Consider the following 25,377-nt stretch of genomic DNA (forward strand, 5'->3'; position numbering starts at 1 on the left):
AATGGCGACTGCAACTGCGTCCAGCGGAAGTGTTTTTATCTACAAAGGCTTTGATAAGAAAGGCAACAAGATAGAAGGCGAAATAAAAGGTCAAAGCCAAGCATTGGTTAGAGCCCAGCTGATGAAGCAAGGGATTCGTGCCAAAGGTGTGCGCAGAAAACCTAAGCCCCTATTTGGTAGCGGTAAAAAAGCAATCAAACCAATGGATATCGCCATATTCACTAGGCAAATGGCAACCATGATGAAAGCGGGGGTACCGCTTGTTCAGAGTTTCGAAATTGTTGCGGATGGGCTTGATAATCCATCGCTACGCGAACTTATTTTGGAGATTCGAGAAGATGTCGCAGCCGGTGGCGGATTTGCATCCTCTCTAAGAAAGCATCCTAAATATTTTGACGATCTTTTTTGCAACCTCGTTGAGTCGGGAGAACAGTCAGGCGCACTTGAAACGATGCTTGACCGAATTGCGCTCTATAAAGAAAAAACAGAACAAATTAAAGCGAAAATTAAAAAGGCAATGACTTATCCTATCGCTGTTGTAGTCGTTGCATTTGTGGTAACTGCGATCTTGTTGATTAAAGTGGTTCCAATATTTGCAGAGACATTTAGCAGTTTTGGAGCAGACTTACCTGCCTTCACACTGTTTGTTTTAGGTATTTCAGAGTCTGTACAAGCATACTGGGTTTACATACTAATTGGGATCATTGCATCATTTTTTATATTCAAAGAAACCAAACGGCGCTCAAAAGCTTTCGCAACGGCAATAGATCGATATTCATTAAAAATTCCTGTCGTTGGTGAAATTTTATATTTATCCATTATGGCTCGATTTGGTAGAACCTTATCCACTACTTTCGCAGCGGGTGTTCCACTGATTGAGGCCTTAACATCAGTTGCCGGGGCAACGGGCAATATCGTTTATGAAAAAGTTACGCTTAAAGTGAAGGATGAAGTATCAACAGGTATCCAACTTAATCACTCGTTGAGAAGTTCCAACATGTTCCCAGCGCTTCTTGTACAAATGACCGCGATCGGTGAAGAATCTGGTGCTTTAGATGAGATGCTCGATAAAGTCGCCGTTTTCTATGAAGAAGCGGTTGACAACATGGTAGACAATCTCACATCGCTCCTTGAACCGTTAATCATGTCGGTTCTAGGTGTGCTCGTCGGTGGTTTAGTGGTGGCGATGTATCTTCCAATTTTCCAAATCGGCAACGTAGTTTAGAAAGTTTGAGCAGCTTTTATCTCACTCTCACACAACTACCCACCCCGATTACAGTCGTCGCTGCGATAACACTAGGGTTACTCGTTGGTAGTTTTCTCAACGTCGTTATACTGCGCTTACCCAAGATGATGGAAAACGAATGGAAAAACGATTGTTGTGAACTACTAAAAATTGAAAATTCTGCTTCAACAGAAATCTTCAACTTAGGCTTTCCAAATTCTCACTGCCCCAACTGTAATCACAAGATCAGAGCGTGGGAAAATATTCCGGTAATCAGTTACCTCTTTTTAAAGGGGCAATGCTCTTCCTGTAAAAAATCAATTTCTATCCGCTATCCTATTATTGAATTAATTTCTGGCTTGCTAGCGGGTTACGTGATTTATTTTTATGGCGCGACACCGCAAGGACTAACGGCTCTTTTATTGTTGTGGGCACTGATAGCTTTAACAGCTATAGACATCGACACGCAATACCTCCCCGACAACATTACACTCCCATTATTGTGGCTCGGACTACTGATAAATAGCTTCGATGTTTTTACAGATATTTATTCAGCAGTATATGGAGCGATAGCTGGTTATGGGATTTTATGGTCTGTTTATTGGCTATTTAAATTATTAACTGGCAAGGAAGGCATGGGGTTTGGAGATTTCAAGTTACTCGCTGCGCTTGGCGCCTGGATGGGCTGGGAAGCATTACCTGTCATAATAATATTGTCTTCACTTGTAGGTGCAGTGATTGGCATAGCTGGCATACTCATACAAGGACGTGACAAAAATATCCCTATTCCTTTTGGCCCCTACCTGGCTATCGCTGGCTTTATCACCCTCCTATATGGTGATAAAATCATTCAGATTTATTTTGATAGTGTTGGCCTTTCGTAGCTCGCATCACTTCAAGTAACTTACGTAATTACTTCCGCATCTAATTTCAGAGCACACTATGTTTATTGTCGGCTTAACCGGAGGTATAGGTAGCGGAAAAACAGCGGTATCAGATACCTTTAAGTCTTTAGGTGTTGATATCATCGATGCGGATGTAGCATCCAGAATAGTTGTCGAAAAAGGCCAGCCTGCTTTGCGGCAAATTGCTGAGCATTTTGGCAAGGATATCCTGCAAGAAGATGGGACACTGGATCGCGCCCTTCTTCGCGAAAAAGTTTTCGCGGAACCTAAAGAACGGGAATGGCTTGAAAGGCTTTTACATCCGCTAATTTATCAAACGCTAAATCGCTTACTGTCCGAAGCTTCTAGCGAATATGCCATTCTTGTATCACCACTACTTGTTGAAACTGGTCAAAACAAACTTACGCAAAGAATCCTTGTTGTTGATGTACCGGAACAACTGCAAATTGAAAGAGCAGTAGCAAGAGACAATAATAATGAACAGCAAGTGCGCGCAATTATCGCCGCCCAAGCGAGTAGAAATCGGCGCTTAGCATATGCGGACGATGTGATTACAAATGATCAAGATATAAGTTTTTTACACGCGGAAGTTAAGAAGCTTCATCTTCAGTACCTTCGGATGGCAAAATCTCTCGCAAAAAAATAATTTTATCCGTTTAATCTTCAAACGAAAATTTTTCGAAGAAAAACAAGGTTCACCGCTCAATGACAGATAAGCCAAGCAAACTGAATTGTCCACAATGTAACGAAACAGTTACTTGGACAGATGATTTCCCGTACCGCCCGTTCTGCTCGAAGCGTTGTCAATTAATTGATTTTGGTGCCTGGGCTAAAGAAGAACACAAAATAAGTGGGGATTCGGTTTTCGATTCTAACTCTTCAGAGGATGAAAATGATTTTTCGTAACTGGAAACGGTAACAATAATTGCTCTCATTTATAAGGAGATAAGTTTTCCGGCGCTAAAACATACAAATACTGTAAAAATATCTATACATTTAAAACCAAAACTCACGAATTGCAGCTATGCCATGTCCGCCGAGTTGTTTAACGAGGCCCAACTTATCACGAGTCATCCCTCCTAAGGCGTAAACTGGTACCTTTGCTTGATCGACTAGAAATTCAAATTTATCCCAACCAAGCGCGTCATCTTCAGGATGAGAATCAGTGAGAAGAACCGGAGAAATCGTTACGTAATCCACATCAATTTCCATAGCCTTATCGAGTTCTTCCAAGGTATGACAAGAGGCCCCCAAAATAGATTCAGGGCCAACCGGGCGCTGATTAACGGCCATAAGATCGTCAGTCGTTAAATGGAAACCGTCAACCCGCTCTCTGTACTGTTCGCTATTACGGCTATTTAAAATTAACTTTGCGCCGTATAAATCGCAAAGTTTTTTCGCTTCAAGAACGATGTTCCCGCCTAAATCTATTGGATCTAGAACACGTAACTGCACGAACTTAAGGCCCATCTCAAGAGAGATCTGCAATTTTTTTAGGAAAGTTTCTACTGTCAAAAACTCACCAGTAATCATCATAGTGTCGGGAATTCGCAATGCTTTTAAAATCGCTGTATTTGCATCGGGGAATTTATAAGAAGTATTTTTTATATCGAAAATTTCCGCAGGTTCAACCCACGATAAAGGTTGGCCTTCGACACCTGAAGGAGCACCAGAATATTCGCTTATCCTCATCACGTCTAACAACACTGATTTGTCTGAGTATTGATGGCGGATTTTTATGAGGGGCGCAGCCGTTAATACACGAATACCAAGTTCTTCATGTAGCTCTCGAGCGAGAGCATCGAAAGTCAACTCACCGTGTTCAAGCTTGCCACCGGGAAACTCCCACAACCCGCCTTGATGAGCATCTTTGGCTCGCTTGGCGATCAAAATCTTTCCATTCGGGTCAGTGATGACACCAACGGCAACATGAATAGAAGGAAAAACCAAAGTAAACTGCCCTACACGGATTGTAGTTTCACAGAAAAAACCTTCAGCAAGCCAAAGATTTCTGCGAAATACAAAGTAATTAAAATTTAAGATTCTTTTTTTGTTGTTATATCGTTAATACTAAATTTTCACGCTAATTTTCCGTGGCATTGCTTGAACTTTTTACCGGAGCCGCAAGGGCATGGATCATTTCTGCCAACTTTTTCCCCTCCGCGAACAAAAGGAGTTTGAGTAGATTCTTCTGAGCCGTCTGAATCACGATTCGCTTGATTTGGAGAGTTGATAGATGCCGCATCATCATGTTTCAGCTGCATTTTTTGACGTTCTAAAGCTTCGCGCTGACGCAACTCCATTTCTTGAACTTGCTCTTGAGACATGGGCTCAATTCTGCTTAAAACACGAATCACCTCATTTTGGATTTCGCTTAGCATTGATTGAAACAACTCGAAAGATTCACGCTTATATTCTTGTTTGGGGTTTTTCTGAGCATAGGCGCGCAAGCCTATGCCCTGACGCAAGTGATCCATATTTGAAAGATGTTCTTTCCAATGATTATCCAATACTTGCAACATAATTTGCTTTTCGATATCGCGAATTACATCGCCAAATCGCCCGCATTTCTCATCATACATTTTTTGTACTTCCGAGATTATTTTTCCGCGCAATACATCTTCATCAAGCTGATCATCTTCATCCAACCATTTTTGGACTGGTAGCTGCACATTGAAATCAGCAGCCAAATGTTTTTCCAAACCCGCAACATCCCATTGCTCTTCAATACTTTGAGGGGGGATAAAACCGTTTATTGTCTCGGCTACAACTTCTTGCCGTATTCCAGTAATCGCATCTTCAATGGACTCCGACTCAAGCAGATCTTGTCGTTGCTGATAAACAACTTGTCGCTGATCATTGGCAACATCATCATATTCCAATAACTGTTTTCGAATATCGAAATTTCGGCCCTCAACTTTACGCTGAGCTTTTTCGATAGCGTTGTTCACCATGCGATGCTCAATTGCTTCACCTTTCTCCAAACCTATTCGCTGCATAAATCCACGAATACGATCAGAAGCGAAGATACGCATTAAATTATCTTCCATCGACAAGTAAAACCGCGACAGTCCGGGATCCCCTTGACGCCCGGCACGACCTCGAAACTGATTATCAATTCGCCGCGATTCATTGCGTTCTGTACAAATAATATGAAGGCCACCTGCTTCAATAACTAATGCATGTTTTTGTTTCCATTCTTCTTTTATTTTATCTATCTGGTCCGGTGTTGGATTTTCTAACTGTGCAACCTCAGCTTCCCAATTCCCGCCGAGCACGATATCCGTTCCTCGACCAGCCATATTCGTTGCAATGGTTACTTTTCCTGGGCGTCCAGCTTGGGCAATAATTTCAGCTTCTTTTTCATGGAACTTAGCATTTAATACTCGGTGCTCGACTTTTGCTTTTTCCAATCGTCGTGAAACCTCTTCAGAAGTTTCAATAGACCCTACACCGACCAGTACCGGAGCATTTTTTTCCATACACGATTTAATATCTTCGATAATTGCTTCGTACTTTTCTTCAACCGATAAAAACACTTGGTCATTGAGGTCAATTCTTTGGACATCCTGATTGGTGGGAATAACAACCACATCGAGACCATAAATTTGCCTAAACTCAAAGGCTTCTGTATCAGCAGTTCCGGTCATCCCGGAGAGCTTTTCATAAATACGAAAATAATTTTGAAAAGTCGTTGATGCTAAAGTTTGACTTTCATTTTGAATGGCAACTTTCTCTTTAGCTTCTATTGCTTGATGCAAACCTTCAGACAAGCGCCGCCCAGGCATTGTTCGGCCCGTGTGTTCATCAATCAGCACAACTTGATTGTCTTGAATGATGTAATCAACATCTTTTTGGAAAAGTTTATGAGCGCGTAGGGCTGAATGAACGTGATGCAACAAACCTAAATTAGTCGCGGCATATAAACTGTCATTTTCTGCTAATAATCCATCGGCTGTTAATAAATCTTCCACCAATTGGTGGCCCGCTTCCGTTAATTCTACCTGGCGAGTTTTTTCATCAATTGTAAAATCGCCGGGTGTACCTTCTTCTCCCTCGACAGCTTCTATTTCTTTTTTCAACTTTGGAATTAATACGTTAACTCGCTTATACATCTGCGAGCTGTCTTCAGCTGCACCGCTGATAATAAGCGGTGTTCTCGCCTCATCAATTAAAATCGAATCAACTTCATCGACAATCGCAAAGCTTAAGCCGCGCTGTACTTTATCTTCAACTCGCAAGGCCATATTGTCTCGCAGATAGTCGAAGCCGTATTCGTTGTTAGTGCCATAAGTAATATCAGCCTGATACGCCTCGCGCTTGACCGCGGCAGGTTGCATCGACTGGATTACACCAACTGTCATACCCAAAAAATTATAGATTGGCTCCATCCAGCCAGCATCTCGGCTTGCCAAATAATCATTGACCGTAATCAAATGAACGCCTTGACCAGTCAGCGCATTCAAATAAGCAGGTAGGGTAGAAACGAGAGTCTTACCTTCGCCGGTTCTCATTTCAGCAATCTTTCCAGCGTTCAGAACCATTCCGCCAATTAGCTGAACATCGAAGTGGCGTAAACCTATAGTTCTTACACTCGCTTCCCGCACGACCGCAAAAGCTTCTGGCAATAAATCATTAAGGCTTTCACCGTCCGCCAAACGTTGCTTAAACTCTGAAGTTTTCTGTTTTAGCTCTTCGTCACTTAGCTTTTTAATCGACTCTTCAAGCTCGTTTATTCGCTTGACCACCTTCCCCATTTTCCGGAGTTCTCGGTCATTTTTTGAGCCAACTAATAGGCGAGATATTTTCCCAATCATGATTTGTTCCAGTTTTGCATTACTGCTAAAGAGAATGTTATTTACTTATGAATAACCCAGTCATTGACAAGAGTAAAAGGTTGCACAATCTACACTATCGAGGCCATTTAAGGCCACCGCTAGTTCATTGAATTCTTGGTAAGATGTGCTTTCACTTCCCTTCGCCGCCATTTATTAATTATTACGGCAGAGGGGATCGCTCAGATCAACAAGGTTTATTGGGGCGATTTAGGTAAATAACAACTTCAATTAAAATTTAGCTCCAATTAAATGAGCAGACTTTTAACGAATAAAGCTACAGAAAAGTAGCTAAGAGGAAGGACAATCAGCGCGCAGCGCGGTGAATATAGGAGGCAGGATCGACTGCTCTGCCGTGCTTATAGACTTCAAAATGCACGTGAGGACCCGTTGAACGGCCGCTTGATCCCATTTTGGCAATGACTTGCCCTTTTTTAACAACATCACCGACCTGAACTAAATTTTCAGAACAATGCGCATATCTTGTCGAGAAACCACCTCCGTGATTGATCTCAACCATAATACCGTAGCCACTGCGTTCTTCAGACCAAGTGACGACGCCGGCAGCAACTGAAACAATATCTGAATTCAATTTCCCTGCGAAATCCACGCCTTCGTGCCATGCAACACGGCCGTTAAACGGATCGGTTCGACGCCCAAATCGCGATGACATCCAGCCTTTTTTAACTGGTCGCCCAGCGATGAAAATATCATCTTGGAGTTTCTGTTTAGCCAATAACGCTTCCAGTGTCGCTAATTGAATTTCGCGATCTTCAATCTGGTTCGTTAGGGTATCGATAATATTAAGAAAATCTGGAGGGGTGTAAGCTTCGCCAACAGACGCAGTTTCAGGGCCACCTAGGGCTGGAGCCTGACTAAAGTCGAATTCGCCTTGATCTAGTTTTGCGATGGTAGTCAGGCGCTCGCCAAGAGCATCCAGCCTTACCAGCCGCGCTTGTAACTCTGCAACACGTAATGTTAGGGCGGTCAGTCTTTCTTGAGCCTGACGCTTAGTTTCTTGAACTTCAGATTTTTGCAGGTCGAGGGCTTCGTTCCAGGCTTTGGCGGATTTATTAGTAAAAACATCGTTATTCTCGCCTTGCTGCTCAACATAAACGTAAACGAAACCACCAAAGCAAGTGAGAGTGCCGAGCATGCAGATCGATAATAAACCACGAGTCCAACTGCCCAGTGTAAAACTGCGGGTTCGACCATTACGCTTGCTGACGAGGATAACCTTCATATCTCTACACGAATTCTCTTGTATATACCTAAAACGAAATCATAGTTCGTTTACTGCTAACTCATCCCTAATCCTGATCTTCCTTGATAGTAAACATTCACCACCAACCGGTTGAATTTTGTACGTTTTCTAGTCGTCAATACCTGCTGGCGAGTAGACGCGCAAGCATAGCTTATATGTGAATACTATGTGAATCGTTGGTGGCACAAAAAATCACACAGATGCCTAAGCTGCCGTGAAAATGAGACCGGTTTCTAGAAATATGGCACAGGGATTGGGGTATTTCCAAGTATCTGAGCCGAGCTGTTCAGAGTTTAGACAAGCGGTCGAGATTAGACCGCTAAGATTGGTTGCATGTAAGAAATGGGCGCTGCGGAATCGTCTTCGAAAGTCACGACTTCCCATGCGTCTTCTTGAGCAATGAGTTCACGTAGGGATTTATTGTTTAGCGCGTGACCAGATTTATGAGCCCTAAATTCTCCAATCAGGCTATTTCCTAGTAAATACAAATCGCCAATAGCATCCAAGACCTTATGTTTGACAAACTCATCTTGATAACGCAAACCATCTTCATTCAGAATTCGATATTCATCGACGACAATTGCATTGTCCATACTGCCGCCTTTCGCCAGACCCTTTGAGCGCAAGTATTCAAACTCATGCATAAATCCAAAGGTACGAGCTCGGCTCACTTCTTTTACAAAGGAGGTACTAGAGAAATCGACGACGGCTTCGGTCTTTCGATCACGAAATACTGGATGATCAAAATCAATCGAAAAACTCACTTTAAAGCCATCAAAAGGGAGAAAACTTGCCTTTTTGTCACCTTCAGATACCGTAATCGGTTTTTTAATTCGGATAAACTTTTTAGCCGCTTGCTGTTCGACTATTCCGGCAGACTGTATCAAGAATACGAAAGGTCCAGCAGAGCCATCCATAATTGGCACTTCTGAGGCATTCACTTCAACAATAACGTTATCAATTCCTAAGCCAGCCAACGCCGACAAAAGATGTTCCACAGTCGAAACACGAACGTCACCCTTCATCAGGGAAGTCGATAATGTCGTATCACCAACATTTGCAGCGGTCGCTTCGATCTCTACTACAGGGTCGAGGTCCACGCGCCGAAAAGTGATCCCGGTATCGATGGCTGCTGGCTTCAAAGTCAGCAAGACTTTTTGACCAGTGTGTAAACCAACGCCAGTAGCGCGGATTTCGTTCTTCAGTGTTCGCTGCTTAATCATTATTTTGCTGGTTCTCAAAGGGCTTCCTTTTTAACTCTCTAGTTCGAAAGCATAAGGCCGTGAAACAAAGGCCGGCAATGCTAACAGAAAAAACACAATCCACCAATACTTAAGTGCTAGTACTAACTAACATTTTGTGCTAGCACACGTTTTTTACCTATACAATCCACGATCGTCTTGATCAAATCAGAAACATTATCCATTAAAACAATGACTTACAACGTAAAGAATAGGTTTGAAAATCAAATATTATCGCTGCAAGGACGCCACCTATAGATAAGACGGCTGTTTTGTCGTCCGTCACATAAATACTCGCCCAATACGCCTTGCTTTATTTCAAGTTAAGACCCGAAACCTACCCAATGCTTAGTCGGCTTGGCGACGCAAGAAAGCTGGAATATCCAAGTACTCCATCTCACTATCATCGATTTGCGTCTGAACTTTAGGTCGAGCTGAAGAAGCGGCGGCAGCTTGTGTTCTCAACACAGTTGGGCGATCTAAACTACTGTAATCAGGTTGTCCTGTTTTTCTTAAGGTATTATCAACAACCACTTTAGTTTCTACCGGTGATTTCTGAACACCTGCAGCACCTAAACCTGTTGCAACTACCGTAACGCGTAGTTCGTCAGACATCGTTGGATCAATAACAGTTCCCACCACAACAGTCGCATCACTTGAAGCAAACTCTTCAACTGTATCACCCACTTCAGAAAACTCTCCGAGAGTTAAATCGATGCCCGCAGTAATGTTCACCAATATTCCACGAGCGCCTTGCAGATCGATATCTTCTAACAAAGGACTATGGATCGCTGCTTCAGCGGCTTCACGCGCTCTGTTTTCACCAACGGCTCGCCCAGTTCCCATCATTGCCATTCCCATTTCTGACATAACGGTTCGAACATCAGCAAAATCGACGTTGATCATTCCAGGACGAATAATTAAATCTGCAATTCCTTGCACAGCGCCTAACAACACATTGTTCGCCGCTTTAAAGGCATCAAGCAAACTCATGTCTTTTCCAAGTACCGACAAAAGTTTTTCATTTGGAATCGTAATCAATGAATCGACGCGATCTTTCAAATCGCGAATACCTTCTTCCGCAATTGCTAAACGTTTCTTACCTTCAAATACGAAAGGTTTGGTAACCACCGCGACAGTTAAAATTCCAAGTTCTCTCGCAACTTCGGCAATAACTGGCGTACCACCAGTACCAGTGCCGCCGCCCATGCCGGCGGTAATAAATACCATATCGGCACCATGTAAAACTTCCGCGATGCGTTCGCGATCTTCCATCGCCGCTTGACGACCGATTTCAGGATTTGCTCCAGCACCCAAACCTTTTGTCATGTTGCTGCCTAACTGTAAAACCGTGCGTGCATCAATATCTTTTAATGCCTGCGCATCTGTGTTTGCGCAAATAAATTCTACGCCCTCCACTTGATTGTCAATCATATGTTTAACAGCGTTACCGCCGCCGCCGCCAATACCTACGACTTTGATTACCGCATTTTGTGGTACGTTATCGACTAGTTGAAACATAATAAATCCCTCTGAGCTAGATGATTAATTTTAAAAATAAATTTAAATAATGTGTAAGTCTTTAAAAATTTCCTTGGTACCAAGCTTTTACTTTTTCCCACCAAGTGTTCCCCGAAAATTTGTTTATTTTGCTGCTCGGCTTACCGCCTTGTTGTTGTAATCCGTACATTAATAACCCAACGCCCGTTGAATAAATTGGATTATCAACAATGTCTTTTAGGCCTCTCACGTTGGTCGGCGCACCTAAACGTACTGGCATATGAAAAATTTCTTCAGCCAATTCAATAACGCCTTCCATTTTCGAAGTACCGCCCGTAAGTACGACCCCAGCCGCTAATAAATCTTCAAATCCACTTCGTCTTAATTCTGCTTGTACCAAAGTAAATAATTCGTCATAACGCGGCTCGACAACTTCTGCGAGAGCTTGACGCGACAAATCTCGCGGTGCTCTGTCGCCGACACTAGGAACCTTAATCGTTTCGTCTGGCCCAGTTAATTTAGCGAGTGCACAAGCGTATTTAATTTTAATTTCATCCGCGTGCGGCGTTGGCGTTCTTAAAGCCATCGCAATGTCGTTAGTGACTTGGTCACCCGCGATTGGAATAACACCGGTATGGCGAATCGCGCCTTCAGTGAAAATTGCGATATCAGTGGTGCCGCCACCAATATCTACCATACATACGCCAAGCTCTTTTTCGTCTTCAGTTAATACTGCATAGCTCGAGGCAAGCTGCTCTAGAATCACGTCGTCAACTTCTAAACCACAGCGACGAATACATTTTTCGATATTTTGTGCAGCGTTAACCGCGCAAGTTACCAAATGCACTTTCGCTTCCAAGCGAACCCCTGACATACCAAGTGGCTCTTTAACGCCCTCTTGCTCATCGATCAAATATTCTTGCGGTAAGATGTGCAATATTTTTTGATCCGCTGGAATGGCAACTGCTTGTGCTGCATCTATAACTCTATCCACATCTTGCGCAAAAACTTCGCGGTCTTTAATCGCAACAATGCCGTGAGAATTTAAACTGCGAATATGGCTGCCGGCAATTCCTGCGTAAACGGAATGAATCTGACAACCGGCCATTAGTTCCGCCTCTTCAACAGCCCGCTGAATCGACTGCACTGTTGACTCAATATTTACAACGACACCTTTTTTTAAGCCGGAAGATCTATGCGAACCAATTCCCACAATCTCGATTCCGCCATCGCTAGCGATTTCACCAACAATAGCAACGACTTTGGATGTTCCGATATCCAAACCCACAATCATTCTGTTGTCGTTAGCATTTGCCATTTGTTCCGCCTCTTAAGTTCTTCGTTCTATCCGATTTTTCATTTAAATTTTTAAAAAAAATTCGAATAATTCCTTCACGATCTTTATTGTCATAGTTTTATAAGCTGGGAAAAGAACCACTATGCGACGCCAACATCCCATCTTTTTGCTGCTTCCATTGCACAGATAAGCCGTTACCATACCGAAGGTCAACACCCGCAATATTGTCGATCTGTACTTGCAATGAGCGTTTATAAACATCCAAAAAACGCTGTATTTTTTCCGTTACCTGATCTTTACCGATAGTAATGCTCAAGCCGCTACCCAAAGTTAGATGCCAAGACATTAGCTCGTCACAATAAAATTCAGCTATTTGCATATCGTAAGGCCTAAGCAATTGTGTTAGCTGCTGGTAATACAACATGATTGATTTTTCTTGACCTAAATTTCCCGATAGTAAAGGCAAGTCATTCAGAAAACCGTGTTGATCAACAACGACAATGTCGCCGCGTTGGTTTAGAAATCCCGTTTTTCCCCAGCGAGCGATTGGTTGTTCTTCGGTTATCGAAATATAAAATTTATCTGGCCAACGTCTACTGACAATCGCTTGCTGAACCCATGGGTTTTCTTCTAATGAAGACTTAATTTCTTCTAGCGGTAACTGTAAGAAACCATCTTCGATCATTGGACTAACAATTTCAGATACCGATTGCTTAGACAAATATTTAAATTTCCCTTCCACAGAAATATGGTTGATGGGACGAGCTGAAGCCTTTTCCATAAACCCATTGCCAACATACACTGCCACACACACCAACGAAGCCGCAGAAACCACCAGAAACATTCTTACGAAATACTGGGTGAACTCAAATCTTGCTGCAGACGAACCTTTAGAGTTTCGTAAAGCACCATTTCTGTTCGCAGTTTTTTTGGTGATATTTTTTTTATCTGCTGTATTCTCTTTTCTGTAATGCCGACCTACCGCATTTTTGGTTCTCGTCTCTGAGGTGTCTAGATTCGGTTTTCCTTTTGAGGGACTTAAAATTTTCATAAAGTCTCCTTTAGGATATTAACGACGAGCGCTTCGAAACTTAGACCCGCTGCTTTTGCGGCCATCGGTACTAAACTATGACTTGTCATGCCTGGAACCGTATTCACCTCCAGTAAAAAAAACTCCCCATCAGAATTACTCATAAGATCAACGCGACCCCAGCCCTTACAACCTAAGCTTTCAAAGGCGGATAAAGCGAGGGCTCGCAACTCTTGATCTTTCTCTGGAGATAATTCACAAGGACAAAAATATCGAGTTTCATTTGAAATATATTTTGCATCGTAATCGTAAAATTGATTATCTGTTTCCAGCTTTATCGGAGGTAGTACTTCACCGTTTAAAATCGCAACGGTAAATTCTGGGCCTGTTATCAAAGATTCCGCTATCACCGTTTCGTCATATTCTCGCGCTTTCGAAAAGGCTGCCTTTAATTCTTCCGCTGAAGCCGCAGAACCCATTCCAATACTAGAACCTTCGTTCACCGGCTTAACAAATGCCTTACCGCCCAATGTCGTTAAAACATCTTGCCAGTTACTCGTTTCAGTTAACGAAGTAAATGCCGGCGTGGGTAAACCAATCCCCTGCCACAGTTGCTTTGTACGTAGCTTATCCATGGATAACGACGAAGCTTGGATACCACTACCGGTATAAGGAAGTTTTAAATAATGTAACAAACCCTGGATTCGACCGTCTTCACCGCCAACACCGTGCAGCATATTAAAAACACGATCAATATTAGCGTCGACAATTTGAGAAACCGCGTCTTGAGTCAGATCAATACCAACTGCATCAACATTGGCTTCAAGCAAAGCTTTCAAAACCGCTGCACCGGAATCCAAAGACACGGCCCTTTCCGCAGAGTCACCGCCAAACAAAACACCAACACGACCAAACTCACTTCGCTCAGCTGCGGAGATCGGCACTTGTATTTGTCGGCTGTCAGTATTCATAGTTTTCTATTCTTAAAAAATTTACTGTAATTTTCGTTTTGATAATTCAACGGCCAGAGCATTAACATTCCCAGCGCCTTGCGTAATAACAATGTCTCCAGCATCAACAATATCTTTGACTATTGCTGGCACACCATCGATACCTTCAACAAAAATTGGATCGACTTGGCCTCGCGTACGAATACTTCTGCATAAATGCCGACTATCGGCACCGGCAATGGCTGGTTCACCCGCGCTATAAACTTCTAGCATTATCAGAACATCAACTCGCGATAAAACATCAACGAAATCTTCGTATAGATCTCGAGTACGGCTATAACGGTGTGGCTGAAAAACCATTACAATTCTTCGTTGTGGCCAACCTGCGCGAATAGCATCTATTGTCACCGATACTTCTTTGGGGTGATGACCGTAATCATCAACCAACATCGCTGCACCCTTATTAACAGGATATTCACCGTAAACCTGAAAGCGCCGGCCCACACCAGAAAACGTTGCCAAACCATTTTTAATTGACTCATCGTCAAGTCCTTCATCAGTCGACACCGCTATCGCTGCCGTCGCATTCAACACGTTATGCATACCGGGAATATTTAGTTGAATCTCTAGGGGCTTTAAATTTTCTGGGCGCAACACTTTAAATCGGGTATTTGATTCTTCTTGCACAACGTCAATCGCACGAAAATCATTTTCCTCACCAAAACCGTAGGTCAAAATTGGACGCGAAATTTCTTCTAAAATTTCCTGAACATTAGGATCATCACCACATACCACGGCCAAACCATAAAAGGGCAAATTATGTAAAAAGCTTACAAAGGTTTTTTTCAGCCTTGAAAAATCACCTTCATATGTATCCATGTGATCGGCATCAATATTAGTAATGATCGCGATTACAGGCTGTAAATGTAAAAATGACGCATCACTCTCGTCCGCTTCTGCAATCAAATACCGACTAGCGCCTAGTTTCGCATTGGTACCTGCGCTATTTAACAAGCCACCAATGACAAAAGTGGGATCTCGTTCTGCCGCAGCAAAAATACTCGCAAGTAAACTTGTTGTCGTTGTTTTACCGTGAGTTCCGGCGACGGCGATACCGTGCCGATAACGCATCAGCTCGCCTAACATTTCCGCTCGTCTTACAATAGGAATTCTCTGTTCACGGGCTGCAACAATTTCCGGATTGCTTTCATCGATAGCGGTAGAATTCACGACGACGTCAGCGCCTTGAACATTCTCAACACGATGGCCCAAAAACACCTTTGCCCCCATGCTTTCTAGTCGCAACGTTGTCGATGATTCTTTTAAGTCGGAACCCGAAACTTGATAACCTTGGTTTACCAGCACTTCAGCAATACCACTCATACCCGCACCGCCAATGCCGATAAAATGAATGCGTTTAATGCGTCGCATCTCGGGCACATTCGCCGCAATTAAATCAGCCATTGACGACCTCCAAACAAATCTCCGCTACACGCGTTGCAGCATTTGGCATCGACAATTTATGAGCATTTTCGGCAAGCTGATCTAAACGATCGTTTGATTTCAATAAATCGCATAACTCTTTCGCGAGTACTTCAGGCGTTAATTGATTTTCTTGCCATAAAATACCGGCGTTGTTCTCAACCAGCCACTGAGCATTTTTTGTTTGATGATCATCGACCGCAAAAGGAAACGGCACTAACAACGCTGCGACGCCAGCTGCGGTAATTTCAGCGACTGTCAAAGCACCCGCGCGGCAAACCACGACATCCGCCCAATCGTAAGCCTCCGCGATATCATCAATAAACGAAACAACCTTGGCGTTAAGACCAGTGCGTTGATAACTTTCAGTCGTTGACTCGATGTGTTGGCTTCCTGTCTGATGCCAAACGTTCGGCCGCACCGCTTCATCCATTATTTGCAAAGCAAGAGGTAATAGTTGATTAAGTTTTCTCGCGCCCAAACTTCCACCTAAGATCAATACATTGCGTTTTTCGGATTTCGTTTTGTTGTCCGACACTGCCTTTAATTCATAAAACTCCTGCCTTACAGGATTCCCAACCCACTCCGCTTTTTTGAGACTATTGGGAAAACCAACTGCGCGACGATCAGCAATTTTTGCCAGCCATCTATTTGTTGTACCTGCAATTGCATTTTGTTCGTGTATCACCAAAGGTTTCGCACTAAGTTTTGCAGCCAAGCCACCGGGACCTGACGCAAACCCCCCTAAACCTAAAACAACGTTGGGTTTAAACTTTTTAATAACGGCGAGTGCCTGCCACACTGCTCGCAACAAAACCCAAGGAAGCTTTACCCAAGTCAAAAAGTTTTTCCCTCGCAAGCCCACGATGTCGATCGTATTCAAGGTGATGCCTGCTTGCGGAACTAACTGCGCTTCGATGCCGTTTTTCGTACCGAGCCATTCGACATTCATTCCGCGTGCAATCAATTGATTCGCAACAGCTAGCGCTGGAAACACATGCCCACCGGTTCCGCCTGCCATCACCAAAATATTCAAGGGCTTATTCATCGCGCACGCCCACTCTTGCTCTTAGCAGTTTTAACTTTAGTACTCAGAGTTTTGGTCGGACTCGCAAGTAATTCCCAGTCTAAACGCAAGATAATTCCTATAAATGCACATGAAATTAATATGCTACTACCACCGTAACTAACAAATGGAAGCGTTAACCCTTTAGTCGGCAGCAATCCAGATGCCACGCCCATATTAATAAAGGCCTGAGTTGTAAATAAAACCGCAATACCAAAGGCCGCTAGGCTAACAAAGCCATTGTTGTGTAACATCGCGCGCTTCGAAAGCTTTAACATTCTGTAGATAATTGCCGCGAACAAAGCAACAACAACGATTGCACCGATCAAACCAAACTCTTCGGCGATAATTGCAAAAATAAAGTCAGTGTGCGCGTCAGGCAAATAAAACAATTTCTGCACGCTACGACCCAAACCAACACCAAACCACTCACCCTGTCCAAACGCGATTAATGACTGCGTAAGCTGATAGCCGCTGTTGTATTGATCTGCCCATGGATCCAAAAAAGTAATTAATCTTTGTAAGCGATAAGGTGAAAAAAAAGCGACCATTGCCATTGCGGAAGAAGCAAGCGCTATGAGTATGCCGAATTGCCATAATTTCATTCCAGCGATAAACATCATCGCGAAGACCGCGCCAGCTAGCACAACCGATCCACCAAAATCAGGTTCCAGTAGAAGTAACAAAACGACCCCACACAAAATGGCCATCGGTTTCACAACGCCCTGCCAACTTGTTTTCAATTCCTCGTGTCGTCGCGATAGATAACTCGCAAAAAACATGACCATTAATAATTTCGCTACTTCTGATGCTTGAATTGATATCGGGCCAAATACAAACCAACGCTGACTACCGTTAACTCTCCGGCCAATCCCGGGGACAAGTACTAAAGCCAATAAGATAAAAGTCAGTAGTAAAAGCACCCAGCCATACTGCTGCCAAAATCGTATCGGAATTGATGCAATAATTGCTGCACCGATGGTACCCATCGCTAACAAAATGCAATGCTTCTTCAACATGTACCAAGGGTCTTCGTAATAGGATTCAGAAAGACTCATTGAGGCTGATGCCACCATCAAAACCCCAATAGATGCCAATGTAAAAACCAAACCCAACAAGACCCAATCCATTTCAAATCGCGTTGGTAATCGCAAATCATGTTGAGAGATTGGATTGGTCAACATTTGCATCATTGCAATGGACCGCCTTGTTGAACTAAGTCATTCACCGCTGCGATAAACTTTTCACCGCGATCAAGGTAGTTCTTGAACATATCGAAACTTGCACAAGCGGGCGACAATAAAACCGTGTCATTTTTTCCACAGCTGGCATACGCCAACGACACCGCCTGCTCTAGATTATCAGCTCGCTGTGAAACAACTCCGGCTTGTTGCGCAATGTCTTCTAACAGTGACGCGTCTCGGCCAATACTAATTAGCGCAGCAACATGTTCTTTAAATACAGGAATAAGAGGCTTAAAATTCGCGTCTTTTCCTTCACCACCAGCGATTAACACTAAGCGAGAATTTGAACTAGAAAGACCCTCAATAGCCGCGAGCGTCGCACCAACATTTGTGCCCTTAGAATCATTTATAAACACAACACCGTTTACGCTAGCTACCAATTGACATCGATGCGGCAAGCCAATAAATGATCTAAGTACCTGCAACGCCGGTTCAATTTCTAAGCCCAAAGACCAAACCACCGCCAATGCCGCCAATGCATTTTCGTAGTTATGCTTACCAACAATTTTTAGCTCGCCAACTGGCATTAATTTCTTGAGTCCAAATGCGATATAAGTCGTCCCACTTTCTTCAATTAAACCAAAGTGTCCAATATCAGGCGCCGACAAACCAAAACTGGTTATTTTTACGTTCGCAGCGATAGGAGGCTGCGTGAGTGGATCATCGCGATTGAGTACAATTTTCTTTGCGCCAAAATAAATTCGCTGTTTAGCTTTGTGATACTCAGCTAGTCCAGCATAGCGATCCATATGATCCGCAGATAAATTTAAAATCGTCGCCACTTCAGCATTAGTTTTGCGAATTGTTTCCAATTGAAAGCTCGACAACTCAAGCACAAAAAAATCAGTCTCTTCTTCTGGGTCGCCAAGCAAGTCCAAAGCGGGCACGCCGATATTTCCACCCACTTTTACTTTTTTTCCAGCAGCAGCGATCATCTCTCCCACCAAGGTGGTAACAGTAGTTTTTGCATTTGAACCGGTGATCGCAATTAGCGGCTTATCTATTGCATTGATAAAAAGCTGAATATCACCAACTATTGATACACCTCGCTCGATCGCTTTTTGCAATACGGGTTCTTTGATATCCAACCCAGGGCTCAAAATGATTTCATTCACATTCATTAAACTTTCATCTGACAGATCACCGAGCACATACGGGACGTCGGGAAACTCCTGAATAAAGGCTTGTAGATTTTCGGGCTCTTGCCTGGTATCAAACATGATGAAATTTTTGTTTTCCCTACTTAAAAATCGGGCAACTGAAATACCCGTGACACCCATGCCAACTATTGCCGTTAAATGGCTGCTAGCAATTAACTTACTCACAAACTGCCTGCGACGAATTGCCAACCGATAGCATACTGAATGCTGTTTTCTTCTGAGATTTTGCTATCACAATTTTCGCAAAAATCGATTTCATTAACGTAACTTTAAAGTTGCCAGACCGAATAACACTAACATCACGGTAATAATCCAAAACCGTACAATGACACGAGGTTCTGGCCAGCCTTTTAATTCGTAATGATGATGCAAAGGAGCCATTCGGAAAATTCTTCGACCCGTTAGCTTGTAGGAACCCACTTGCAAAATCACTGACACTGTTTCCATCACGAAAACACCGCCCATAATGAATAAAATAATTTCATGGCGAATGATTACAGCAATAATTCCTAATGCCGCTCCCAAAGCCAGGGCGCCTACGTCACCCATAAACACCTGCGCGGGGTAAGTGTTAAACCATAAAAACCCCAAACCCGCTCCGCCTAAAGCGCCACAAAACACAACTAACTCGCCCGTTCCCGCCACATACGGAATATTGAGATAACTAGCAAATTCAATGTGTCCAACTAAGTACGCAATCACCCCCAACGCGCTGGCAACCATGACACAGGGCATTATTGCTAAGCCGTCCAAGCCATCTGTTAAATTAACGGCATTACTAGAACCTACAATGACGATGTAGGTGAATACGATATAGAAGACACCCATATCGAGAGCGACAGATTTAAAAAACGGCACGTACAATGTCGTTTCGATTGAACTTTCGGCAGTCAAAAATAAAAAAACGGCGGCCCCAAGGCCGCCCAAGGATTGCCAGAAAAACTTCCAAAATGCTGATAGGCCACGAGTATTTTTCTCAACAACTTTTCGATAATCATCGACGAAACCTACCGCACCAAAAATTAAGGTAACGATTAAAACAACTTGAACGTATCGGCTCGACAAATCTGACCACAACAAACTGCTAACAAATATTGCTGCGAGGATCAGCGTTCCGCCCATCGTTGGCGTGCCCGATTTAGATAAATGTGATTGCGGTCCATCGTCCCTAACCGTCTGACCGATCTGCAAAATATTTAGCTTTCGAATCATCCACGGCCCGATAAACAAGGAGATACCTAAAGCTGTTAAAACACCTAAGATGCCGCGAAAGGTTAGGTACTGAAACACCGCAAATGCACTGATATGTTGCTGCAAATACTCCGCAAGTAGTAATAACATTAATGCTTCGCCCCAAATATAGCGTCCGCTCCAGTTACTGCGTCCGCATCAGTCAGCGCCGCCACAACTCGTTCCATATGAGAAACGCGGGACCCTTTAATTAAAACCGCACTATTTTTCTCTACGCGATTCAACAAATAACTAATGAGTTCTTCTTGGCTGGAAAAATGTTTTGCAATTTGACCAAGAGAACCTTTTTCTGAATTAAACTTTTCACTGGCAAACTGTGCTTCATCTCCAACGGTCAGCAGCTCAGTGATTTTTTTTGCCTTCGCATATGCACCAAGTGATTGATGCAGAGCATTCGAGTCCGCACCAAGTTCTGCCAAATCACCTAGCACCAAAATGGATTCTCTCTGCAAGCTAACCAAGGCATTTATTGCGGCCTGCACCGAATCCGGATTCGCGTTATAACTGTCGTCGATGATCAACGAACCAGATTTTCCCACCATCGATTGCATTCGCCCATTTACTGCCCGGGTGCCTTGCAATCCATTTTTAATATCTTCCCCGCTTGCCCCCACTGCATAGGCACAAGCGGCAGCGGCTAACGCGTTTGCAACATTTTGCTTCCCCAACATGGCTAATTCGATCTCTAATTGCTCACCGAACATCACCATTTCAAAACCGATATTTCCGTTTTCTAACACGCTAATGTTTTTTGCGAAAAAGTCAGCGGTCGGAGTCAGACAACTAAATGTCACTAATTTTTTACCTGGATTACTTGCGACCCAGCTATGAGCGAAACGATCATCCAAATTAATCACTGCTGTGCCTTTCGGAGAAAGTTGCGAGAAGATTTCGCCCTTTGCCTTAGCCACTGCTTCAATCGAACCAAAACCCTCTACGTGGGCTCGCAACACGTTAGTAATCACAGCAACATCGGGCTTAGCCAAATCCGCCAAGTACGCAATTTCACCAGGGGCGCTTGCACCCATTTCAATTACCGAATACTGATGCTGCGGAGAAATTGCGAACAAGGTGAGTGGTACACCAATGTGATTATTGAAATTTCCTTCGGTGGCATGGACGCTGCCTTTGCAACTAAGTATGTTACGTAGCATTGTTTTCACGGTTGTTTTACCGCAGGACCCAGTTATTCCAATAACTTTTCCAAGAAAGTTTTCTCGATTAATTTGCGCCAACTTTCCTAGGGCAATAGTCGAATCACTCACCACCAGTTGTGGCAGCCCTATCGATTTATCCACTTGCTCAACTACTAAACCACTCACATTTTTTTCCACTGCTTGCTGAAGAAACTGGTGTGCATCAAATTTTTCACCGCGCAAGGCGACAAATAAATCACCTGATTGCACCGCTCTGGTGTCAGTACTTACATGATCGAACTCGCAATCACCGTTGATCAGCCGACCTTCGGTTTTTTCGACAACCTCATGTAACGCAAAACTTTTCATCATTTTTTAATATCAATATGCAATGCTATTTTTTAAACCGAAACTACACACCCAGCTCTCTAAGTGCTAATCGAGCCTGTTTCGCATCACTAAACGGCAAGCGGTTATCGCCAATCAGTTGATAATTCTCGTGTCCTTTACCGGCAATTAAGACGCAATCGCCCTTTACAGCGTTTTCTAAACAATATTTAATCGCCATTGCCCGATCATCAAAAAAAGTTACGTTCTCGGGTTTTTTGAAGCCCGCACGAATGTCTTCATTAATAGTTATAAGTGACTCGCTGCGCGGATTGTCACTTGTAACGATAACGATATCTGCAAATTCTTCTGCTGCTTTCGCCATTAGGGGGCGCTTGCCGCGATCACGATCACCTCCACAGCCAAACAAACACCACAAACGGCCTTCAGTATGCGCACGTAAAGCTTTTAACACATGGATTAGACTGTCCGATGTATGCGCATAATCAACGACAATACTAAAGTCGACGGAGCCGCGAATTATTTCCATTCGGCCCGCGACCGGCTTAAGCTTCTCCATTTGTTCCAGCGCGGATTTAAGCTTGCCACCCTGCGCGCAAAAAGTTGTTAATACCGCCAATAAATTGCTGAGATTAAATTCGCCCAGCAAACTCGATCTAAGCTGACCCTCTCCCCAAGGAGTAACCACATATGCGGAAATTCCATTGGCATCAAGATGAATTTCTTTTGCATAGACAGCGGCTTTAGAATCTCGAATCGAATAAGTCCATAACTTAGTATTTGGTTTAGATTTTTCAGGAGAAATTTTTGTCGCAAAACGACGGCCGTATTCATCATCAAAATTAACAACACAATGTGATAGCTCGCTACGAACTAACAAACGTTGCTTAGCTCGGCCGTAACTTTCCATGTCACCGTGATAATCGAGATGATCTCTCGTTAAATTCGTAAAGATTGCAGCTTCAAAATCAACAGCATCGACACGATGTTGCTGCAAACTATGAGATGACACCTCCATCGCTACGACAACCGCGCCTTTGTCTTTTAATTCTGCCAATATTTGTTGTGTGGCAATTGGGTCAGCAGTGGTTAACCCCGTCTCAACCAAATCATCAACATCGTTTCCGAGTTGATTCATCATGCCGAAGCCAAGAGTACCTACCACTCCAGCATTACTATCCGTTAGCTGATGAAGCTGAGCCAACAAATGAGTTACCGTACTTTTTCCATTTGTGCCGGTAACACCAACGACATTCATTAACTTTGAGGGATCCGAGAAAAAATTACCCGCAATCTCGCTCACTTTTTCTTCTAACAAAGGAAATGGAATAATTGGAACTTCACCCTGCCAACTTATTGTGTCCGCGTCTGAATCGGGCGTTTTCAAAATCGCTATTGCACCCAACTTAATCGCGTCGTTGATATAACGTCGACCGTCGTGTTTCGTGCCCGGCATTGCGATAAACAAATCACCTTCGACAAGCTTGCGATGATCCAAACACAAGCCAGACACAACCACAGCGCCCACTGCGGAAGGCAACCAGGTACCCGGCAGTAATTCGGCGAGAGTAATTGCAGGAAGCAAGCCTGTCTGAGCCATCACGATAAAGGTTCTCTTTTAGTTGGAAGTTTGGTCGTCATTTGTTTTGAAACTTTATCTGGCGGCACTTGCAAAATACGCAACGAACCTTCAGCAATTCCAGAAAAAATAGGTGCTGCTACTTCGCCACCACCATACAAACCGTTTCTAGGTTCGTTAATCATCACGGCAACAACAATACGTGGGTTTTCTACGGGTGCGATCCCCGCGAAAACAGAAAATTTTGCATCTTCTGAATAACCACCAACGTTAGCCTTCCTCGCCGTCCCAGTTTTACCCGCCCCTGAGTACGCTTCCATTTTCGCTTGAGTTGCTGTCCCACCTGGCTCTAGTACCGTTCTCATCATCGCAAGGACTTGATTGGTAATTTTTTCGCCGACAACACGATCTTCAAAATCCTGTGTTTGCTGGTCAGATAGTTTCAGCAAGGACACAGGTTTTTTAATTCCGCCATTGGCTATCACGTTGTAAGCTTGCGCTAGTTGCGTTGCATTCACCGACAAACCGTAACCGAAAGCCATGTTTGCTCGCTCAACTGCTCGCCACTTACGCTCATGGTTTGGGAGCACACCAACGGATTCACCGGGAAACCCCGTTCCTGTGTCTTGCCCCAAACCCAAGCGAAAAAACATGCCCCGTATTGTTTCTGGCGATAAATCCATTGCGATTTTGGTGATGCCCACATTGCTAGACTTGGTAATTATTTTGGTAATATCGATCAATCCGTAATTTGAATAATCAGTAAACGTTTTACCTGGCACATGTATCCAGCCCGGGCTTGTATCGATTTTCGTTCCCGGGGTATAGCGCCCACTTTCCAATGCAGCTAATACCGTCAACGGCTTCATTGTTGAACCTGGTTCAAACAAATCTGTAATCGCCCGATTTTTCATCGCGCTCGCATTTACTTTGCTGCGATTATTTGGGTTGTATGATGGCTGGTTCACCATCGCCAAAACCTCACCCGTTTTTACATCCAAAATCACTACCGAACCCGATACCGCATTATGTTGTTGGAACGCAGCTTTTAATTCTCGATAAGCTAAGAATTGCAGGCGTAGGTCGATACTCAGCGATAAATCTTTACCGGGAATAGCTGCATTGAGTAAACGTACATCCTCAATAACGCGGCCTTTAAGATCTTTAACAACCTGCTTTGCGCCGGCCGAACCTCGCAGCCAATCATTGTAAGCAAGCTCAATTCCTTCTTGTCCAACGTCATCAATATTGGTAACGCCCACAACATGGGCAACGACTTCGCCAGCGGGATAAAAACGCTGATACTCTTGCTGCGGAAAAACACCAGGAATGTCCAAAGCTAATATTTTATCGGCACTTTCCGGCGGCATACTTCTTTCAAAGTACATAAATTCTTTATTGGCATAGCGGTTAATCTTGTCGGCTAATTGCTTCGCAGAAATATTCAATGAACGAGCTAGCTCGGCCCAACGCTCTTTCGACTCGAGTAAAACTTTTGGATTTCCACACACCGATACAACTGGTGTACTAACCGCTAATAATTCGCCATTTCTATCGGTAATAATTCCACGCGTTGCACTGATAGGCTCGTTACGTAAAAACTGTGAGCGGCCGTATTGCTGCAAGAACTCAAAGCCACGATCCTGGCTCGGCAACACCTGCACTTTCACCAAGCGTCCTACCAAAACAACGGCAACGATTACAAAAAAACTACAGATGAAAAAATAACGCCAGCGAACAATGGCAGGCTGAAAGACAGGCGTACGTACAGCTCGGCTTGTAGCTTGCCGACTCTGACGCTTCTTCTCCTTATCTTTCGCTATCTTCTTCATATTCAATTCAAGTCTCTATCACTTGATTTAAA

Annotated in this window: 20 protein-coding genes; 4 read left to right on the plus strand and 16 right to left on the minus strand. The window is 43.6% G+C overall.

Going from position 1 to position 25,377, the window contains the following annotated elements; translation table 11 throughout:
• Position 1: 1 nt before the first annotated feature.
• From ACYUCY_RS10465 to yacG, 4 genes are read left to right on the plus strand one after another with little or no spacing between them, the layout of a single operon-like run.
• Positions 2 to 1,225 carry a type II secretion system F family protein gene (locus ACYUCY_RS10465; RefSeq protein WP_460226433.1) on the plus strand — a complete coding sequence of 408 codons (1,224 nt, stop codon included), beginning with the start codon at positions 2 to 4 and terminating at the stop codon, positions 1,223 to 1,225.
• 5 nt (positions 1,226 to 1,230) lie between these two features.
• Positions 1,231 to 2,109, plus strand: a complete 879-nt coding sequence (locus tag ACYUCY_RS10470) for a prepilin peptidase (protein ID WP_460226434.1) — start codon at positions 1,231 to 1,233, stop codon at positions 2,107 to 2,109.
• Positions 2,110 to 2,167: 58 nt separating this feature from the next.
• Entirely contained in the window at positions 2,168 to 2,776 is a 609-nt protein-coding gene (coaE, locus tag ACYUCY_RS10475; RefSeq protein WP_460226435.1) for a dephospho-CoA kinase, read from the plus strand.
• A 59-nt stretch (positions 2,777 to 2,835) separates the two neighbouring features.
• Complete coding sequence (gene yacG / locus ACYUCY_RS10480) at positions 2,836 to 3,036, plus strand: DNA gyrase inhibitor YacG (RefSeq protein WP_460226436.1); 201 nt, start codon at positions 2,836 to 2,838, stop codon at positions 3,034 to 3,036.
• 90 nt (positions 3,037 to 3,126) lie between these two features.
• Here the strand turns inward: yacG and ACYUCY_RS10485 are convergent, their stop codons facing one another.
• The 16 genes from ACYUCY_RS10485 to ACYUCY_RS10560 form a co-directional block, all read right to left on the minus strand.
• On the minus strand, positions 3,127 to 4,080 hold the full coding sequence (locus ACYUCY_RS10485; RefSeq protein WP_460226437.1) for a Nudix family hydrolase: 954 nt from the start codon (positions 4,078 to 4,080) through the stop codon (positions 3,127 to 3,129).
• Positions 4,081 to 4,208: 128 nt separating this feature from the next.
• Positions 4,209 to 6,947: a preprotein translocase subunit SecA gene (gene secA / locus ACYUCY_RS10490; protein WP_460226438.1), complete on the minus strand. Its 2,739-nt coding sequence runs from the start codon at positions 6,945 to 6,947 to the stop codon at positions 4,209 to 4,211.
• A 325-nt stretch (positions 6,948 to 7,272) separates the two neighbouring features.
• Positions 7,273 to 8,208, minus strand: coding sequence for a M23 family metallopeptidase (locus ACYUCY_RS10495; protein ID WP_460226439.1), 936 nt, complete (start codon positions 8,206 to 8,208; stop codon positions 7,273 to 7,275).
• 332 nt (positions 8,209 to 8,540) lie between these two features.
• Positions 8,541 to 9,452 carry a UDP-3-O-acyl-N-acetylglucosamine deacetylase gene (lpxC, locus tag ACYUCY_RS10500; protein ID WP_460226678.1) on the minus strand — a complete coding sequence of 304 codons (912 nt, stop codon included), beginning with the start codon at positions 9,450 to 9,452 and terminating at the stop codon, positions 8,541 to 8,543.
• A 366-nt stretch (positions 9,453 to 9,818) separates the two neighbouring features.
• Positions 9,819 to 10,991: a cell division protein FtsZ gene (gene ftsZ / locus ACYUCY_RS10505; protein WP_460226440.1), complete on the minus strand. Its 1,173-nt coding sequence runs from the start codon at positions 10,989 to 10,991 to the stop codon at positions 9,819 to 9,821.
• Positions 10,992 to 11,052: 61 nt separating this feature from the next.
• On the minus strand, positions 11,053 to 12,288 hold the full coding sequence (gene ftsA, locus ACYUCY_RS10510; RefSeq protein ID WP_460226441.1) for a cell division protein FtsA: 1,236 nt from the start codon (positions 12,286 to 12,288) through the stop codon (positions 11,053 to 11,055).
• Positions 12,289 to 12,385: 97 nt separating this feature from the next.
• Positions 12,386 to 13,318, minus strand: a complete 933-nt coding sequence (locus tag ACYUCY_RS10515; RefSeq protein ID WP_460226442.1) for a cell division protein FtsQ/DivIB — start codon at positions 13,316 to 13,318, stop codon at positions 12,386 to 12,388.
• Positions 13,315 to 14,268 carry a D-alanine--D-alanine ligase gene (locus ACYUCY_RS10520; protein ID WP_460226443.1) on the minus strand — a complete coding sequence of 318 codons (954 nt, stop codon included), beginning with the start codon at positions 14,266 to 14,268 and terminating at the stop codon, positions 13,315 to 13,317. The genes ACYUCY_RS10515 and ACYUCY_RS10520 overlap by 4 nt, the downstream gene beginning before the upstream one ends.
• A 21-nt stretch (positions 14,269 to 14,289) precedes the next feature.
• Positions 14,290 to 15,711, minus strand: coding sequence for a UDP-N-acetylmuramate--L-alanine ligase (murC, locus tag ACYUCY_RS10525; RefSeq protein WP_460226444.1), 1,422 nt, complete (start codon positions 15,709 to 15,711; stop codon positions 14,290 to 14,292).
• Complete coding sequence (gene murG, locus ACYUCY_RS10530; protein ID WP_460226445.1) at positions 15,704 to 16,777, minus strand: undecaprenyldiphospho-muramoylpentapeptide beta-N-acetylglucosaminyltransferase; 1,074 nt, start codon at positions 16,775 to 16,777, stop codon at positions 15,704 to 15,706. The genes murC and murG overlap by 8 nt, the downstream gene beginning before the upstream one ends.
• Entirely contained in the window at positions 16,774 to 17,988 is a 1,215-nt protein-coding gene (gene ftsW, locus ACYUCY_RS10535) for a putative lipid II flippase FtsW (protein ID WP_460226446.1), read from the minus strand. Before ftsW ends, murG begins: the two co-directional genes overlap by 4 nt.
• Positions 17,985 to 19,364, minus strand: coding sequence for a UDP-N-acetylmuramoyl-L-alanine--D-glutamate ligase (gene murD / locus ACYUCY_RS10540; RefSeq protein ID WP_460226447.1), 1,380 nt, complete (start codon positions 19,362 to 19,364; stop codon positions 17,985 to 17,987). Before murD ends, ftsW begins: the two co-directional genes overlap by 4 nt.
• A 93-nt stretch (positions 19,365 to 19,457) precedes the next feature.
• Positions 19,458 to 20,540 (minus strand): phospho-N-acetylmuramoyl-pentapeptide-transferase, encoded by a 1,083-nt coding sequence (gene mraY, locus ACYUCY_RS10545; protein ID WP_460226448.1) that lies wholly within the window; start codon positions 20,538 to 20,540, stop codon positions 19,458 to 19,460.
• Positions 20,540 to 21,958: a UDP-N-acetylmuramoyl-tripeptide--D-alanyl-D-alanine ligase gene (locus ACYUCY_RS10550; RefSeq protein WP_460226449.1), complete on the minus strand. Its 1,419-nt coding sequence runs from the start codon at positions 21,956 to 21,958 to the stop codon at positions 20,540 to 20,542. Before ACYUCY_RS10550 ends, mraY begins: the two co-directional genes overlap by 1 nt.
• Before the next feature lie 40 nt (positions 21,959 to 21,998).
• Positions 21,999 to 23,534 carry a UDP-N-acetylmuramoyl-L-alanyl-D-glutamate--2,6-diaminopimelate ligase gene (locus tag ACYUCY_RS10555; RefSeq protein WP_460226679.1) on the minus strand — a complete coding sequence of 512 codons (1,536 nt, stop codon included), beginning with the start codon at positions 23,532 to 23,534 and terminating at the stop codon, positions 21,999 to 22,001.
• Positions 23,534 to 25,345, minus strand: a complete 1,812-nt coding sequence (locus ACYUCY_RS10560) for a peptidoglycan D,D-transpeptidase FtsI family protein (protein WP_460226450.1) — start codon at positions 25,343 to 25,345, stop codon at positions 23,534 to 23,536. Before ACYUCY_RS10560 ends, ACYUCY_RS10555 begins: the two co-directional genes overlap by 1 nt.
• Positions 25,346 to 25,377 lie beyond the last annotated feature (32 nt).

The organism is Aurantivibrio infirmus (assembly GCF_054767315.1).